Genomic DNA, 14,150 nt, shown 5'->3' with positions numbered 1-14,150 from the left:
CATGGAAAATATTTATACAAGAGTCAATCCCTTTCGCCTGCCTCCCTAGAGGAGAATCCATGTGGACCCTATTAGGCATCCCGTTTGACTCGACGACAACCTTTAAGCCAGGATCCCGATTCGCTCCAGACCACATTCGAACAGTCGCATGCAATATAGAATTTTACAGTATTCTAACAGGCTTACTCTTGGAGGAAGACTGTTTTAACGATCTGGGAAATCTGATACTTCCACCTGGGGATACACTGAAGAGTCTTGAGTTGATCGAAGACGCCGCAAAAGGTATCAGGAGCCGATACCCGAGAAGCCTCTTAATCTTCATCGGGGGAGAACACCTCTTAACATACCCAATCATCAGAGGGCTGAGAAAAGAAATAGATTCTTTAGTAGTCTTCGATGCACACTTAGATTTAAGAGACGAGTATTTGAACTCAAAACTTAACCATGCAACATTTCTAAGGAGAATCGTGGAGAACCTGGATGTCAATGTAATACATATCGGTTCAAGAGCGTATAGTAAAGAAGAACTTGAATTCTTGAAGGATGGGGAGGTGACGGTTCTCAACGTTTTAGAAGCCATGAAGCAGGAAGAAGTGGTTAAGAGACTTGATACCATAGGACTCGGGCGCACTTACATAAGCGTGGATATTGACGTGATTGACCCCTCCTTCGCTCCAGGTGTTGGAAACCCAGAATCTCTGGGATTGAATCCGCTTACGCTGCTCTCGCTCCTAAAGATAATATATGAGAAAAGCAATAAGGTTGTCGGCTTTGATATAGTAGAGGTTAACCCATTAGTAGATGTAAACGATGTTACGAGTATATTAGCTAGTAAGATCATTCTCGAGATATCTGCCCTAGAAAAAACCTATAACCGCTCTATATAGCCTTTACGAGCCTGTATGGTTTGGCAAGCTTATACACTATTTCGTAAGTGCATTTCGGACATTTGACTTTCCCGCGCCCGAAAACCCTCATCTCCTCAGGATCGAAGACGTATCCGCATTTTCCACACTTATACTTTACCAAATGCTCACCCAAGCTATCCAGAATGCGAGAACCTATTATAAATTTTTAAGGGAGTGCCAGATATTATTAATAGACACAACTCGGAATAGGTTGGATATGGTGATGTGCTCGAGTCTTGATGAATCCCTATGTGGTGGTTTACCTCCAGAGTTATGTGAGCAACTCTCTATAGAGCAACAGGTTATTAAGATTAGACTGGATGAGAGAAAGTTTGGTAAAGAGGTCACAATCATAGAGGGGTTGCCAAACGATAAGAATCTTCTCAAGCAGATAGCTAAGACTTTGAAAACAAAACTGGCAACAGGTGGAACCTTTAAGGAGGGAAGAGTAGAGCTCCAAGGAGACCATAGGCATAGGGTGAAACAAATACTGATTGAAGAGTTCGGTTTTCAACCCGAGAACATATTGATTCTAGACTGAAGGCTTTAAATAGCGTTGGCGTCTAATCCAAATATTTTCGCAAGTTCCTTATACCTGTTCCTCACGGTGACCTCTGTTACACCTGCAACATGAGCTACTTCTTTCTGTGTTCTTTTCTCTCCTATCTCCAAAGCAGCAACATATACAGCTGCTGCGGCGAGGCCGGCTGGATCCTTACCCCCCGTTACCCCGTGCTCTCTCGCAATATTCAAGAGTTCAGTAGCCCTCTTAACAACCGTGCCCGGAAGCCCTAGCGCATGTACAATCCTCGGTACGTAGTCAACGGGGTCCGTCGTACCCACCTTGATGTCGAGTTCTCTGAGGAGTAGTCTATAACACCTGGCGATATCCTTTCTCCCTATCCTCGTATGCTTTGAAACTTCGTCGAGAGATCGGGGGACCTTCAGTTCCCTGCATGCGACATAAACGGCCGCGGCGATGACACTCTCAATGCTTCGACCCCTGACAAGCCCCTTCTCAACCGCTTCTCTGTAGATTCTAGCGGCTTCCTCTTTAACGTGGGATGGAAGGTTTAAGAGATCACCTAATCTTTCAAGCTCATTCATCGCTTGAGCCAGGTTTCTATCCATGCTAGTTAATATCCTCGTCCTGGCTTGCCACTTCCTTAGTTTGATTAACTCCTGTCTCTTACCCATCAATTTCCTTCCAGCGGCATCCTTGTTAGAGTAGTCAATCGCGGTAGCAAATCCCATGTCGTGAACAGTTGTCGTCAATGGACCTCCCGTCCTAGCCCTACGCCCCCTCTCCTCTGGAGTAAAAGCCCTCCATTCAGGACGCTCATCAATTATTTTCTCCTCAACGACCTCACCGGTCTCTAGGCAAACGTATTCTCCGTGCTCGCTGTCATAAACAAGTTTCTCCTGGGGACACTCTCCTTTTTGCTTCATATTCTTCTCAGTCTCTGTAGAATTGCTTTCTACGGGTTTATCTTCCATAAAGAAACACCAGCTCTAATAACTTTTTCAAAAATCCCCTTATAAACCTTTAGCAATACTTAAAAAATTTCTCGTGGAAAGGATTTTTAAATAATCTGCCTGAAAATGAAGATTATAAACCCTTTTCATATATATTTTCTATTGACAGCCGGGTCGTCTAGCGGCCAAGGATGCGGGGCTTTGGTCCAGAAGGGGAGATACCCCGCGACCGGGGTTCGAATCCCCGCCCGGCTATATTCTTAAATTATAATATTTACCACATATTATAATGAATGGGGTATCGTTTTGACCGAGTTGCTGTACCAGTATGATTCATACCTTAAAGAAATAGAAGCCGACGTAATAAGGGTTCAGGGAAATAAGATCATCCTGAACCAAACTATTTTTCATCCAAGAAGCGGTGGTGTAGACAATGACACCGGGTGGATTATATACGATGACGTTGAAAAACTCGTCACTAACGTGTTTATCGACAAGGAGACAGGTGAAGTTATTCACGAGCTTGAAAAGGAAGTAGATATACCGGTGGGATGCAAAGTTCATCTGAGACTGAATTGGAACAGAAGATATAAGCTCATGAGACTTCACACTGCCGCCCATATTCTCTCCGCCATCATGTACAATGATTATAAAGCCTTAATCACGGGAGGCAATATAACGGAAGAATACGGCTATGACGATTATAGTCTAGAGTCTTTTGAAAAGGAGCTTTTCGAACAAGCTGTGAAAAAAGCCAATGAAATTGCTTCGCGAGGGTTTGAAGTCAAGATTTATTGGTTGCCCAGGGATGAAGCCTTAAAGATACCTGGCATAGTAAAGCTAGCGTCAAAAATGCCGCCTAGTATTGAAAAGCTACGAATAGTGGAAATACCGGGCGTAGATATTCAAGCCGATGGGGGGCCACATGTTAAGAACACGTTGGAGATAGGAGAGATAGTAATACTCAAGTTCGAAAACAAGGGGAAAAACAAGAAGAGGCTGTATTTCACAGTAAAACCATAGGGTGGTGTCTTGGGCATAACAGTGCTCGACTTACACGGAGTTAAAGCGAGTCGTCTAGGACTTGGCACCTGGCAGTTTTCATCGAGATTATGGGGGCAGTCCCTCAGCGTTGCACAGGCTGCAAGGATTTTAGAGGCTGCAAGAAGTAACGGTATAAATCTTATCGATACTGCGGAAATCTATGGAAACGGCAGCTCAGAGAGGCTTGTCGGGGAAGCTATTCACAAGTTGGAAGCGCGAGAAGAATTCGTAGTTATAACTAAGATCGCCGGGTTCAGAAAGCCCTGTTTCGAGGAGTTCCTTAAGGCCTTTAGAAATAGCCATAAAAGACTGGGGTTTCGCCCGGATATTATACTTCACCACTGGCCCCCAAGGGATAGAGAGCAAGTCTGCAGGGCTACTCAAGCCTTAGAAGGCCTGGTTAACCAGGGGTATGTTTATGCATATGGTTTCTCCAACTACGGTCTAAAGGAACTAGATAAGGCGTTGGAATGCGTTAAGAAGACAGATCCCATAGCGGATCAAGTCCAATATAGTCTTGCATACAGAGTAGTTGAAAACGGGCTGAAGGACTTTTTACTAAAGCATAATATGACACTGATGGCGTGGAGTCCATTAGCCAAGGGGGCCTTGGCCGGAGTTGCTCGAGCTAAGACTCTTGCACAGAAAACCGATAAAGTATTCAAGGCTGCATCGACGGACGTGGATCTCCAGAACGCCTTGGAGGGATTAGCCCTTAAGTACGGTGTTACGAAGGCTACAATGGCCTTATCATGGCTTATTCATCAAGGCGCTGTTCCTGTGGTAGGCACTTCGAATCCCTCTAGAGTGATCGAGTACTCTAAGGCATTATCTCTTAGCCTCAGTGAAGAAGACTTAATCCCTCTAAATAACGTATCCCAGAAATATATCGGCTACTGGGGTTTAGAATACCGCCAGCCCACTCCCCTAGTCTCTATTCCTCGGCTCTTCCAGAAGATACTCGTCTCCGTGATGCGGGGTATTTGATTTTGAAAAATCTCAGAGAATCCCCTGTTGTTTGCCTAATAGTTATTATTATTCTTGGATTAGTTGTCAGATACTCGCTAGCCCCATACACTACAGGTAGCGATATACCGCAGTTTGCGGGTTTCACTGATACTTTTCTATCAAAAACCCTTTGCTTCTTCAAGCACACTACATCCGAAAATGCAATCTCGGAGAATTGGCCTTACCCGTGGCCGTATCCTTATGGGCCTTTTCTAGTCGTTCTCCTCTCAATCCCTAGAATGCTTGCTCCCTCCCCCGTGGTAACGTTCTGGAGAAGTGGCGTCTACTATGTTTATGCTCCGATAGACTGGATAGTGGCGTCGAAATCAGTCTTCATATTTTTCGACACGCTGTCGATGGTGTTGATATTCTCAATAGTTAAGTATTATTCGATCAGAAAGGCTCTGATCGCCGCATTTCTATACTTCTTAAACCCTGTTACTATTTACGTCTCATCCATATATGGAATGTTCGACTCTGTTGCTCTCTCAATTCAATTAACATCAATAATAGCATACCTGAGGTTTAAAGAGGATAATAGAGTGGTGTTTAACGCGTTCATTCCCGCAATGTTGGCCGGAGTTTCAGTCTCCATAAAGCCCAATGTTTTATTCCCAGCCATTGTCATCCTAATCTACACGTCTAAACCATTCATCAAGACATATCGGAACCTGGCCGCAGGAATTTTGGGTTTCTTAACCGGCTTGCTTACACCTTACCTGCCATTTGAGTTATTCTGCCCCGGGAGCTTGTACATCCATCTCGAAGTTTTATTTTCCACGAGTTCCCCCGGCTACACTCTGCCCCTTTGCTATAGTTTCAATGGATTCTCAAATATTGCAACTTATTTAAACAAAACGAGTGGCGGAGACTTCGCATGGATCACTGAATACTGGTGGATTCCCGCACTCATCCTCCACGGATTCCTGGCACAGAAGATCGCCGTGGAAAAAATCAACGATAAATTCTTGCTCGAAAATATTCTCGTCTCCTATTTGATATTCTTAACGACTTATTGGAGAGTTAACTATCAGTACTTCACGCCAATGGTGGCTTACATTTTTATATACCTATTTTCAATGGAGAATCGGCTGGAAGAGAAATCCTTAGTTGTAACTCATCACTTACTCACTATAGTATGGTTTTTCATGTTTCCCATCAGCTGGTGGGCTCACGCACACATAGAGCATCCCAATTACTCGCTGATCAAATTCCTGGATTCAATATCGTTGATGGTGTTTCCAGACGAAGCCTATCTCTTGTACAGCATCATTCTAACTTTCTTCGGATACATTACTATTACTGCTCTCCTCCACCCGCGGAGACCGTGCAGTAATCAAGAACTGTAGGGTCTTCCATAACCTGGGATATGTTCAAGCCCTCTCTGAGAGTCTCGCAAACCTCCCAGGGAAACACGACCCATTTATCAACGACCTCGTAATAATAGTCGGGTTTGACCGGGCTCCATGGCTTTACGAACAGCGCAAGGGCTTTCAACCCAGAGTAGTTATACTTTGAAACCAAGTCAACCACTGTGTTGATTGTCCTCCCAGATTCAATGACATCGTCCACTATGAGAATTTTCTTGTAGTCAAGCCTCGGGAGGGCGGTGAAGGTTACGAATGGTTTTTCACCCCTTTTTTCAACTCCCTTATAGAATTTCACTCCAACGTAGCCTATTTCATCAATTCCTAGTAAATCGCCGATTATTCTAGCGGGAATTAATCCTCCCTTTACTATTGTTATTATAGTGTCTGGTTGGTAATTTCGGCGCACCTGTTCCGCTAAGACTGATAGAGCTCTATGAATCTCAAGCCAACCTATATATCTATATTTCAATGAAGCAGCCATAGATTTTTCTATGAAAGGGTAAATTTATAAATTAATAATCCCCATAGGATCGCGTGGGCTCATGGTCAAGTATGTATTCATTACTGGCGGTGTCCTATCGGGTCTGGGGAAGGGAATCACCACCGCCTCAATAGCCTTATTATTGAAAGATGCCGGATTCAACGTTACCGCAATTAAGATCGATCCGTATTTGAATGTCGACGCAGGGACGATGAACCCCTACATGCATGGAGAGGTCTTTGTCACTTATGATGGGGGGGAAACGGATCTAGACATCGGACACTACGAGAGGTTTTTAAACACGGATTTGTCGAAGGCGAATAACATAACCTCCGGCCAAATCTATTACGCAGTTATCAATAAGGAGAGGAAAGGATCCTACTTGGGTCAGTGCGTTCAAGTAATTCCACACATTACTGATGAAATAAAAGACCGAATAAAATCTGTTGCGAAGGATTCAGGGGCCGATGTAGTGTTAGTGGAGATCGGTGGAACGGTGGGTGATATTGAAGGACTGCCCTTCCTCGAGGCTATTAGGCAACTTAGAGTTGAGGAGGGGTTTTCAAACACTTTATTCCTTCATGTAGCACTAGCTCCCGTCATTTCAAGCGGTGAAGTGAAAACCAAACCTGTCCAGCACAGTATTCAAGAAGTGAGGAGGATAGGTATTCAACCCGATGGTATCATAGTAAGGTCTGTTTCACCTTTAGATGAGGAAGCTAAGTATAAGATAGCCCTATTTGGAAATGTACCGTTGAATGCGGTTTTCAGTAGTCCTGATGTCGACTTCGTGTATAAGGTTCCCCTGATTCTTCATCAGCAGGGAGTTGCCGACTATGTGTTAAACAGGCTGGGATTGCCAAAGAGAAGAAATATTAGACTCGATGAGTGGAAGGAGTTTATAAAGCACTACGAGGAATCCGTCAGGCAAGTTAGAATAGCCTTGATAGGAAAGTATACCAAAGTAAGGGATAGTTACATCAGCATTGTTGAAGCATTAAGACATGCAGCAGCATGGGAGAGGGTCAAGCTTACTTTAAATTGGTATGAAGCAACCGAGATTGAACACGGTGTTAAAAGCCCTGATGAGGTGCTGAATAACGATGGAGCAGTGCTACTGCCCGGCTTCGGCAAGCGAGGAAGTGAGGGGAAAATCCAGGCTATCAAAAAGCTGAGGGAAGAGGGAAAGCCCGTACTGGGCATTTGCTTCGGGATGCAATTGATGGTTGTTGAGGCTGCTAGAAATGTGCTTGGTTTGACTGGGGCGAACAGCACGGAACTGGACCCAGCCACTCCCTACCCGGTGATCGATTTACTACCGAGCCAGAAGAGTGTTTCAACGATCGGGGGAACTCTAAGACTAGGTGACCAGAAGATCATTGTTGAGAAGAACTCGTGGGCCTGGAAAATATACGGCGCACCCGAGGTCTACGAGAGGCACAGACATAGGTACGGGGTGAATCCACGGTACGTGGAGCTATTGGAGAAGGCAGGGTTTAGAATTAGCGGATGGAGCGAAGAGGGGTTTGCAGAGATAATTGAACTCAACGATACTCGGAAGCTCTACATTGGAACTCAGGCACATCCGGAGTTCAAGAGTAGGCCGTTGAGACCGAGCCCGGTCTACAAGTACTTTATAAGGCACTTGGCTTCCAACGTTGACACGAATTAAATTGTTTAGTGAGGAAAAAGGCGGTATTTTTAAGAGAGGCCCAGCACTTAGACGGTTTTTAACTCCGCCAAGATTTTAATGTTAATAAAGCCTATGACCATATTAATTCGTGAAGCCGGGGTGCCCGAGTGGTCCAAGGGGGTGGGCTCGAGACTTTCCGGCTCTCCCGGGAGACCCACTGCCCCCTGCGGGGCACGCGGGTTCGAATCCCGCCCCCGGCGCTAATTTCTCGAAAATACTTTTACATGAATACTTATATACTCGTTCCATGAAATATTAAAATAATAACGGTGGGTCTCTAATGTATACTTTTTATATGAATATGGATTCACCATATCTATTTAGTCTCAAGACATCATGCCGTATCTCTCATGCTTTATCTTCAAGCTAGGTTATGGATGGGGTGAGAGCTAATGGATGGGGCGATCGGAGAACTCCTTCCTACAATCATAATAGCAGCAGGAGTTATAGTTACAATAGCCCTTGGGCTATTCATTTACCTAATAATTGTATTGAAACAAGTTCACAAGAGTGTGGAAGAGTTCAAAGGGTTGAGGATTATTGAAAACCTCGATCGGGCAAGGAGAGTTGATATCGAATTACCGGGTCTGCTCGGCAGGATATCAATACCCTACGAACGGCTTCCGGATTTCCTTAAGACCCTGGGAATTCCTCCATGGATAGTGCATGGGCAGGACAAAGCCGCTGATGCAGGGAGTGAAAGGGCTGACGAAACTATTTACAAAATCTACGAGAGAATGTCTGGTTTGGAATTCTCGAGAGAGAGTGGAAAAATCAAGTGTCCCCAGCATGGATGGCAGTCCTTCAGGATAGATGAAGAAGGAAGACTACGATGTAGTGTTGGAGACCATGTGATATTCGATCCTATTGAGAAATTGAACGAAAAAGAGAGGGAGCTGGAGGGGTTAAGAAACAAGCTCAGCAATTTGGAACGTGAATTAGAGGAATTGAAGCATAGCATGCAGCAGAAAGCAAACAGAGCGAGAAAAGAAGGTTCTACTAGGTCGACTAACCGTGAGTCCCCGTCAGAAGAACAATCCTAAACTTCTACGACTTGACGGAAGCAGAAATCGACATAACTGCTAAGCCTTTTATAGACGGATTCCTACGAACCGGGAGTAGTGAGTGCGGGGGGTGGGATTTGAACCCACGCAGGCCTACGCCATCGGGTCCTGAGCCCGACCCCTTTGACCAAGCTCGGGCACCCCCGCATTACTTTACAATGGTAATAATGTAAGATAATAGTGGCTACGTGTTGACGAGAGAAAAGTTAGCCGAGTTCGGCGATTATCTCTGATTTATCCTTTAATATGAGCGCTCGTCCTCCTGTCGGCTGTACTAGCTGAGTTCCACAAACTTTGCACCTAGTGGGGAAGGATGCATGGCTGAAAACCACATTTTCAGCACCGCATGTTTTGCATATGACCTTGTAAAACCTGCTCTTAGGCTGAGGGATAAGGAGCTTTCTCTTCCTCATGACTACTTACCCACCTCTACGAGCTCTGCTTTCTTCAACCTAATACCTTCGGTGTGGAATGTGTAGCCACACTTAGTGCACTTGAGCTTCAACACTGTTTTCTTTGTTACCTTGGCAAATCTCTTCTGCTCTGGTTTCCTCTTTGAACCATATCCTTTCTTCTTCCTAGCATATCTTCTCTCTCCCTCTGCAAGACTCCTTCTTTTACCATGCTTGTATATCGCTACCGAGTGATCCGTGTGCGTCCTGCACTTTGGACAATACGTCGTTATCACTTTAGGTATCTTCATCCGTAAACACCTTTCCCATCAATTAACCATTCTAACGTTATAATCCTGTTAAAAATATTACCATCTCTTATCTTTTAAACCCATATAGAAGGCAATGTTATTCGCTACCACGTGAAGAGCCAGTATTATGGAAAATGTGATAAGCACGTAGTAAGGCTTCGAAACGACTTCCTCCACGCGTAATGCAAGATATAATAATGTCGAAGAAAACACAAAGTCCAATTGATCAATAATAGGCAGGGGATCGCCCGGTTTAATATTCAATCTCCTCTTGACGAATGCTCCTGCCAAGTCACCCAGCAAAGCGAATAAACCCGCAAACCCTCCAAGCAACGCGATCACTTCCTCGCCAGTAGCAATAGATATCAGTGAGCCGGCGACAAACGCGTAACATACTCCAACAAGCAACCCTTCCCACGTCTTATTAGACCCGAATACGGGTTTACCGTCAAAGAACTCCTTACCGAAATCCACTCTATGAGAACCCTTTACAAGCACCGGGACTCCATTAGCAACCATGACTGGGACATAGTATTTTACAATCCAAAAGGCGAATTCCTCGAACACGCTAAACCCACTCAACCCCCTTATCGCTTATCTCAAAGTATCCAACAACGGGTTTTTTATGCATTGGCTTGACGAGTTTCAAAAACCTCTTCCCCTCCTCTAGCCCGACTTGAAATATGATATCAAAATAGTAATCAAGTAGAGACATTCCGGATGCTTCAATATCCTCATCCCCTGCCCGCACCTGGGCTGATGCAAGAACTTTCAACACGCCTTTATGTGCCAAGTATTTCATTAAACCCATTAGAAAAGAAAACTTGGGAAGAGCTGCCTCCTGGTAGGCGACGACTCTATACAAAGAGTTTATGCTATCTATAAACACAATCTTGAAGTTCAATAAGCCGAGGAAAAAAGAGAGTTCAACGAGTTTATCCAAATCGTATATCTCGGTGAACAATGTCTCCTGGTACTCCTCGGCGAATCTACTAACTTTCTCATAGTGCAAAGTCTCCTCGGTTGAAACATAAAGGCAAGGTCCTTTCTGCTTACAAAAATACCTAGCCATTGTTAAAAGGAGCGTTGTCTTTCCAGCACCAGCTACACCGTAAAATAAGCTCATGTCGGATTTCTCAACAATCTTCAACAACTCTAAATGCTCCTTTCCTATGATGACCCCCATTAGTTATTATAAGGTAGAGAATATTAACCATTATAATGGTTAAAGGATTGCAGAAAAAGCCATTAGTAATAGCAATCTATGACCCAGACTGGTTTCTAAACGTGCAGAGACTCCTGAAGAAGAGAGGAGTATTATTCAGCCACTACTATGAACCTGAAAACATACCATACTTTGCAGTGTTTTACACCGACTACTGGGATCTCGTGAAAGACGTGATCGAGCGAAAGGATTTAGAGATAATTTACGACCCCGCTCACGATTGCCGAAAAATCGAGCGAGCAGTCCTAGCAGCATATCTGATCGAAGAATACAGGGAGCTGATCATAGGAGTTGACCCTGGGAAATACCTGACTTACGTCGCGCTAGGAGACGGCTTGCTAATAGATTACGGTAAAGCAGATCTTCTCGGGTTTACAAGAGAACTCAAGTACTTTTTAGAATGCATACCTTATCTCAACGCTCGTGTTAAAATCGGGGGCTCCCCAAAGGGGTTTGAGTTGATCAAGATCTTAAAAAGAGAACTTACAATCCCCTTAGAGATGGTTCCCGAGGAAAAAACCACGCCTTCTCTTGAAAGCAGAGATGAAATACGCTACCTTTCCGAGAAGATGAAGAGAGGTTTAAGGCCCTTCAGATTTAAAGACGTATACGCAGCCTATCGTATCGCAATGAAGAAAGGTGTCGAGGTCGTATGACCTCTATAATCCCCCTATTAAAAGGTGAAAGTATTAAAGTCTATGGACCTATGAGCATTACAGTTAGAAAAGGCGTTGTCGACGTATTGGGGAAAATATTTGAAGAAAACAGTAGGATAATAGTTCACAAGACGAAAAACTTCATCATCCACGCGATAGAAGATTCAGAACTCGACATGACAACTACACCTGAATCATCCGTATTGCCCGTAGATGAAAATGACCCCTACTTGAGAAAATACCGCTTATGTCAGGAGATAGCTGGCAAGCTGAGTGGTGTGGTCATGTTAGTGGGGGGCACAGACAGCGGAAAATCATCTTTCGCAACACTACTCTCCAACCACTTAATTAAAGCTGGCAAAGAACCAGCGGTCCTTGACGCCGATGTAGGTCAATCCAATATCGGTCCTCCAGCGTTTATTTCAATAGGAAAAGTGAGAGAGCCAGTTCTATGGATAGGGGAAGTTAAACCCGAGGCGATGAGGTTCATAGGAGACGTTAAGCCACACGTTAATACCTGGAAGATCATATATGGTTCGAAAGAACTTGTTAATCGATATCAACCCGGAGGCGGGAGAGTTGTAATCGTCGACACAGACGGCTGGGTCAAGGATGAAAAAGGTCTGAGATATAAACTGGCTTTTGCATCAACGTTGAAACCCGATATCCTAATTGTTTTCGGCGGAGACATCGCCCCCTATTTCAGAAGGCTGGAAAAACTGGGAATATCAATCTTCGAATTCGAGGTCTCCCCTACAAGAAGAGTGAGAAGCCGGGATGAGAGGAGAATGCTTAGAAGTATGAGTTATAGAGAGTACCTTTATAACGCACCGATCGTAAAGCTCAGCCTTGAAGATCTAGTCGTGATTGGGCTCCCGCTCCTCGAGGGAGTACCGGTTGCCGTAGATAAAATCGAGGAGTATTTTGAAGGAAAAATACTTTACGCTTCCATATTATCGGATAAACTGTATGTTGCAGGGTTCATCCGTAAGATCAACCATGAGGTTCTACAGCAGGAGCTAGGGGTCAACAAGGTCGAAGTCTTTGAACCCGGTAGCGAGAGAAACATTTACTCATCAGTTTCAAACGGGGATGCCGACTACCCTGCAATTATCGACAAAATAGACTTCAAAGACATGAAAATTATTTTAAAGACTAGATTCGATGATAAGATAAGCGAGATAAGGGTTTCGAGCATTAGACTCAGGGAAGACTTCGCCGAGGAATTCCTGGAGGGGTTTTATTGAACACTTTATCCATGATCGAAGAATTAGCCCGTAGGTCTGGTAAGCCAGTTAAGAGGGTTGGCAAGGTTAACAGGGACTATGAAGCTACTAAGGTCGCTCTTTCAAACAGGGATTCTCTGATACTATTCGAGCTCTCGGAGAGCGATTTTACCGGGTACGTGAATCTAGTGACTTCAAGGAAAGATATATATGGCTTGTTTAACGCCGATAACGACCAATCAATCTACGAAACAGTATTAAACGCTTTGAGAAATCCTGCCAAGCTGGATATCGTGGATTTCAACGATTACTATTCCCAGATAGATTATACTCTCGAGTCGCTCCCCTTCATAAGGTTTTACAGGGATGACGGCTCCCGATACCTTACGAGCTCTATCTACATAATCTGCTACGAGAACATTTGCAATGCCAGCTACCACCGTACAATGTACAAATCTCCTGAGGAAGCACCTATAAGAGTCGTGCCAAGACAGCTTCACTATTTAATGAATAAATACCATGAGAGGGGCCAGGATGCTCCTGTAGCCTTAATACTGGGGGCAGATCCCTATTTCGAGCTCGCTTCTGCGATGACTCCACCTCTGGGCGTCTTCGAACTAGCCGTAGCGGCTTCATTATCCGGCTACAACAAGGTCGTTAAAACCCCATTGTTTGGTATTCCAGTGCCGGCGAACGCTAGCGTAGTTGTTGAGGGATATATTTCAAGAGAGTATTCCGAGGAGGGCCCCTTCACAGATATCCTAATGCTACTTGATGGTAAGAGGAATCAACCAGTCTTCAAACCATTACGATTCTACGTGAACAAGCTATTCCCCCCGTTTTTCCACGCTATTGTTCCAGGCTCATGGGAACACCAGTTTCTCATGGGTTTTCCAAGAGAGCCCCTGATATTTGAAGAAGTTAGGAAAGTGGCTCCAGGAGTAGTAAAGGTGAGATTGACCGAGGGAGGAGGTGGGTGGTTGCACGTAGCGATCTCGCTGAAGCAGTCATCACCGGGGGAGGCAAGACTAGCCGCCTTCGCCGCGATAACAGCTCACCCCAGTGTAAAGCATGTCTTCATAGTCGATGAGGACATAGACGTTGACAATCCCTTAGAAGTGGAGTGGGCTATAGCTACAAGGTTGAAAGGAGGCGACGATATAATAGTATTAAAGAACGTGAAGGGTAGCACTCTTGAGCCCCGTAGCAGGGACGGGGTTGGCGATAAAGTAATCTTCCTCGCAGTTAAACCTTTCAACGAGCCATGGGAAAAATATAGGAGGGTTGCATACTAGG

General features: G+C 44.6%; 17 protein-coding genes and 3 tRNA genes. 12 read left to right on the top strand and 8 right to left on the bottom strand.

Going from position 1 to position 14,150, the window contains the following annotated elements:
* The first annotated feature begins 59 nt into the window (after positions 1-59).
* Complete coding sequence (gene speB / locus QXH45_02015) at positions 60-887, top strand: agmatinase (GenBank protein MEM2078017.1); 828 nt, start codon at positions 60-62, stop codon at positions 885-887.
* Here the strand turns inward: speB and QXH45_02010 are convergent.
* Positions 880-1,029, bottom strand: coding sequence for a DNA-directed RNA polymerase subunit P (locus tag QXH45_02010; GenBank protein ID MEM2078016.1), 150 nt, complete (start codon positions 1,027-1,029; stop codon positions 880-882). The two genes, speB and QXH45_02010, sit on opposite strands and share 8 nt — an antisense overlap.
* 102 nt (positions 1,030-1,131) lie before the next feature.
* On the opposite strand from QXH45_02010, the gene QXH45_02005 reads away from it, so the two are divergent.
* The gene (locus tag QXH45_02005; protein ID MEM2078015.1) at positions 1,132-1,449 is read left to right on the top strand and encodes a translation initiation factor; all 318 of its coding nucleotides are present in this window, start codon (positions 1,132-1,134) and stop codon (positions 1,447-1,449) included.
* A gap of 5 nt (positions 1,450-1,454) precedes the next feature.
* Here QXH45_02005 and QXH45_02000 read toward each other — a convergent pair whose 3' ends face one another.
* Entirely contained in the window at positions 1,455-2,405 is a 951-nt protein-coding gene (locus QXH45_02000) for a transcription initiation factor IIB (protein ID MEM2078014.1), read from the bottom strand.
* Positions 2,406-2,551: 146 nt separating this feature from the next.
* On the opposite strand from QXH45_02000, the gene QXH45_01995 reads away from it, so the two are divergent.
* From QXH45_01995 to QXH45_01980, 4 genes are all read left to right on the top strand, one after another.
* Positions 2,552-2,639 (top strand) — tRNA-Gln (locus tag QXH45_01995).
* Positions 2,640-2,690: 51 nt separating this feature from the next.
* A complete protein-coding gene (gene alaXM / locus QXH45_01990; GenBank protein ID MEM2078013.1) occupies positions 2,691-3,407 on the top strand; it encodes an alanyl-tRNA editing protein AlaXM in 717 nt (238 codons plus the stop codon).
* Between the two features lie 9 nt (positions 3,408-3,416).
* Positions 3,417-4,415 (top strand): aldo/keto reductase, encoded by a 999-nt coding sequence (locus QXH45_01985; protein MEM2078012.1) that lies wholly within the window; start codon positions 3,417-3,419, stop codon positions 4,413-4,415.
* Between the two features lie 2 nt (positions 4,416-4,417).
* A complete protein-coding gene (locus QXH45_01980; protein ID MEM2078011.1) occupies positions 4,418-5,785 on the top strand; it encodes a hypothetical protein in 1,368 nt (455 codons plus the stop codon).
* Here the strand turns inward: QXH45_01980 and QXH45_01975 are convergent.
* Positions 5,736-6,275: a phosphoribosyltransferase gene (locus QXH45_01975; GenBank protein ID MEM2078010.1), complete on the bottom strand. Its 540-nt coding sequence runs from the start codon at positions 6,273-6,275 to the stop codon at positions 5,736-5,738. The genes QXH45_01980 and QXH45_01975 overlap by 50 nt on opposite strands.
* 73 nt (positions 6,276-6,348) lie before the next feature.
* Here QXH45_01975 and QXH45_01970 point away from each other — a divergent pair, with 73 nt between their 5' ends.
* From QXH45_01970 to QXH45_01960, 3 genes are all read left to right on the top strand, one after another.
* Positions 6,349-7,959, top strand: coding sequence for a CTP synthase (locus tag QXH45_01970; protein MEM2078009.1), 1,611 nt, complete (start codon positions 6,349-6,351; stop codon positions 7,957-7,959).
* 114 nt (positions 7,960-8,073) lie between these two features.
* A tRNA-Ser gene (locus QXH45_01965) sits at positions 8,074-8,180 on the top strand.
* 192 nt (positions 8,181-8,372) lie between these two features.
* Positions 8,373-9,023 carry a hypothetical protein gene (locus tag QXH45_01960; protein MEM2078008.1) on the top strand — a complete coding sequence of 217 codons (651 nt, stop codon included), beginning with the start codon at positions 8,373-8,375 and terminating at the stop codon, positions 9,021-9,023.
* Positions 9,024-9,106: 83 nt separating this feature from the next.
* On the opposite strand, the gene QXH45_01955 is transcribed toward QXH45_01960, so the two are convergent.
* From QXH45_01955 to QXH45_01935, 5 genes are all read right to left on the bottom strand, one after another.
* Positions 9,107-9,191, bottom strand: a tRNA-Leu gene (locus tag QXH45_01955).
* Positions 9,192-9,250: 59 nt separating this feature from the next.
* On the bottom strand, positions 9,251-9,457 hold the full coding sequence (locus QXH45_01950; protein ID MEM2078007.1) for a 30S ribosomal protein S27e: 207 nt from the start codon (positions 9,455-9,457) through the stop codon (positions 9,251-9,253).
* Between the two features lie 2 nt (positions 9,458-9,459).
* Positions 9,460-9,747 (bottom strand): 50S ribosomal protein L44e, encoded by a 288-nt coding sequence (locus QXH45_01945; GenBank protein MEM2078006.1) that lies wholly within the window; start codon positions 9,745-9,747, stop codon positions 9,460-9,462.
* Positions 9,748-9,804: 57 nt separating this feature from the next.
* The gene (locus tag QXH45_01940; GenBank protein ID MEM2078005.1) at positions 9,805-10,314 is read right to left on the bottom strand and encodes a CDP-archaeol synthase; all 510 of its coding nucleotides are present in this window, start codon (positions 10,312-10,314) and stop codon (positions 9,805-9,807) included.
* A 1-nt stretch (position 10,315) separates the two neighbouring features.
* On the bottom strand, positions 10,316-10,933 hold the full coding sequence (locus QXH45_01935) for an AAA family ATPase (protein ID MEM2078004.1): 618 nt from the start codon (positions 10,931-10,933) through the stop codon (positions 10,316-10,318).
* Positions 10,934-10,980: 47 nt separating this feature from the next.
* Here QXH45_01935 and QXH45_01930 point away from each other — a divergent pair, with 47 nt between their 5' ends.
* From QXH45_01930 to QXH45_01920, 3 genes are read left to right on the top strand one after another with little or no spacing between them, the layout of a single operon-like run.
* Positions 10,981-11,628, top strand: coding sequence for a hypothetical protein (locus tag QXH45_01930; GenBank protein ID MEM2078003.1), 648 nt, complete (start codon positions 10,981-10,983; stop codon positions 11,626-11,628).
* Positions 11,625-12,875 (top strand): Clp1/GlmU family protein, encoded by a 1,251-nt coding sequence (locus tag QXH45_01925; protein ID MEM2078002.1) that lies wholly within the window; start codon positions 11,625-11,627, stop codon positions 12,873-12,875. Before QXH45_01930 ends, QXH45_01925 begins: the two co-directional genes overlap by 4 nt.
* Positions 12,872-14,149: a UbiD family decarboxylase gene (locus QXH45_01920; GenBank protein MEM2078001.1), complete on the top strand. Its 1,278-nt coding sequence runs from the start codon at positions 12,872-12,874 to the stop codon at positions 14,147-14,149. Before QXH45_01925 ends, QXH45_01920 begins: the two co-directional genes overlap by 4 nt.
* The last annotated feature ends 1 nt before the right edge of the window (position 14,150 follow it).

Origin of the sequence: Thermosphaera sp. (genome assembly GCA_038827615.1) — an archaeon.
GTDB lineage: Archaea > Thermoproteota > Thermoprotei_A > Sulfolobales > Desulfurococcaceae > Thermosphaera.
This window is presented reverse-complemented; position numbering and strand designations above follow the sequence as displayed.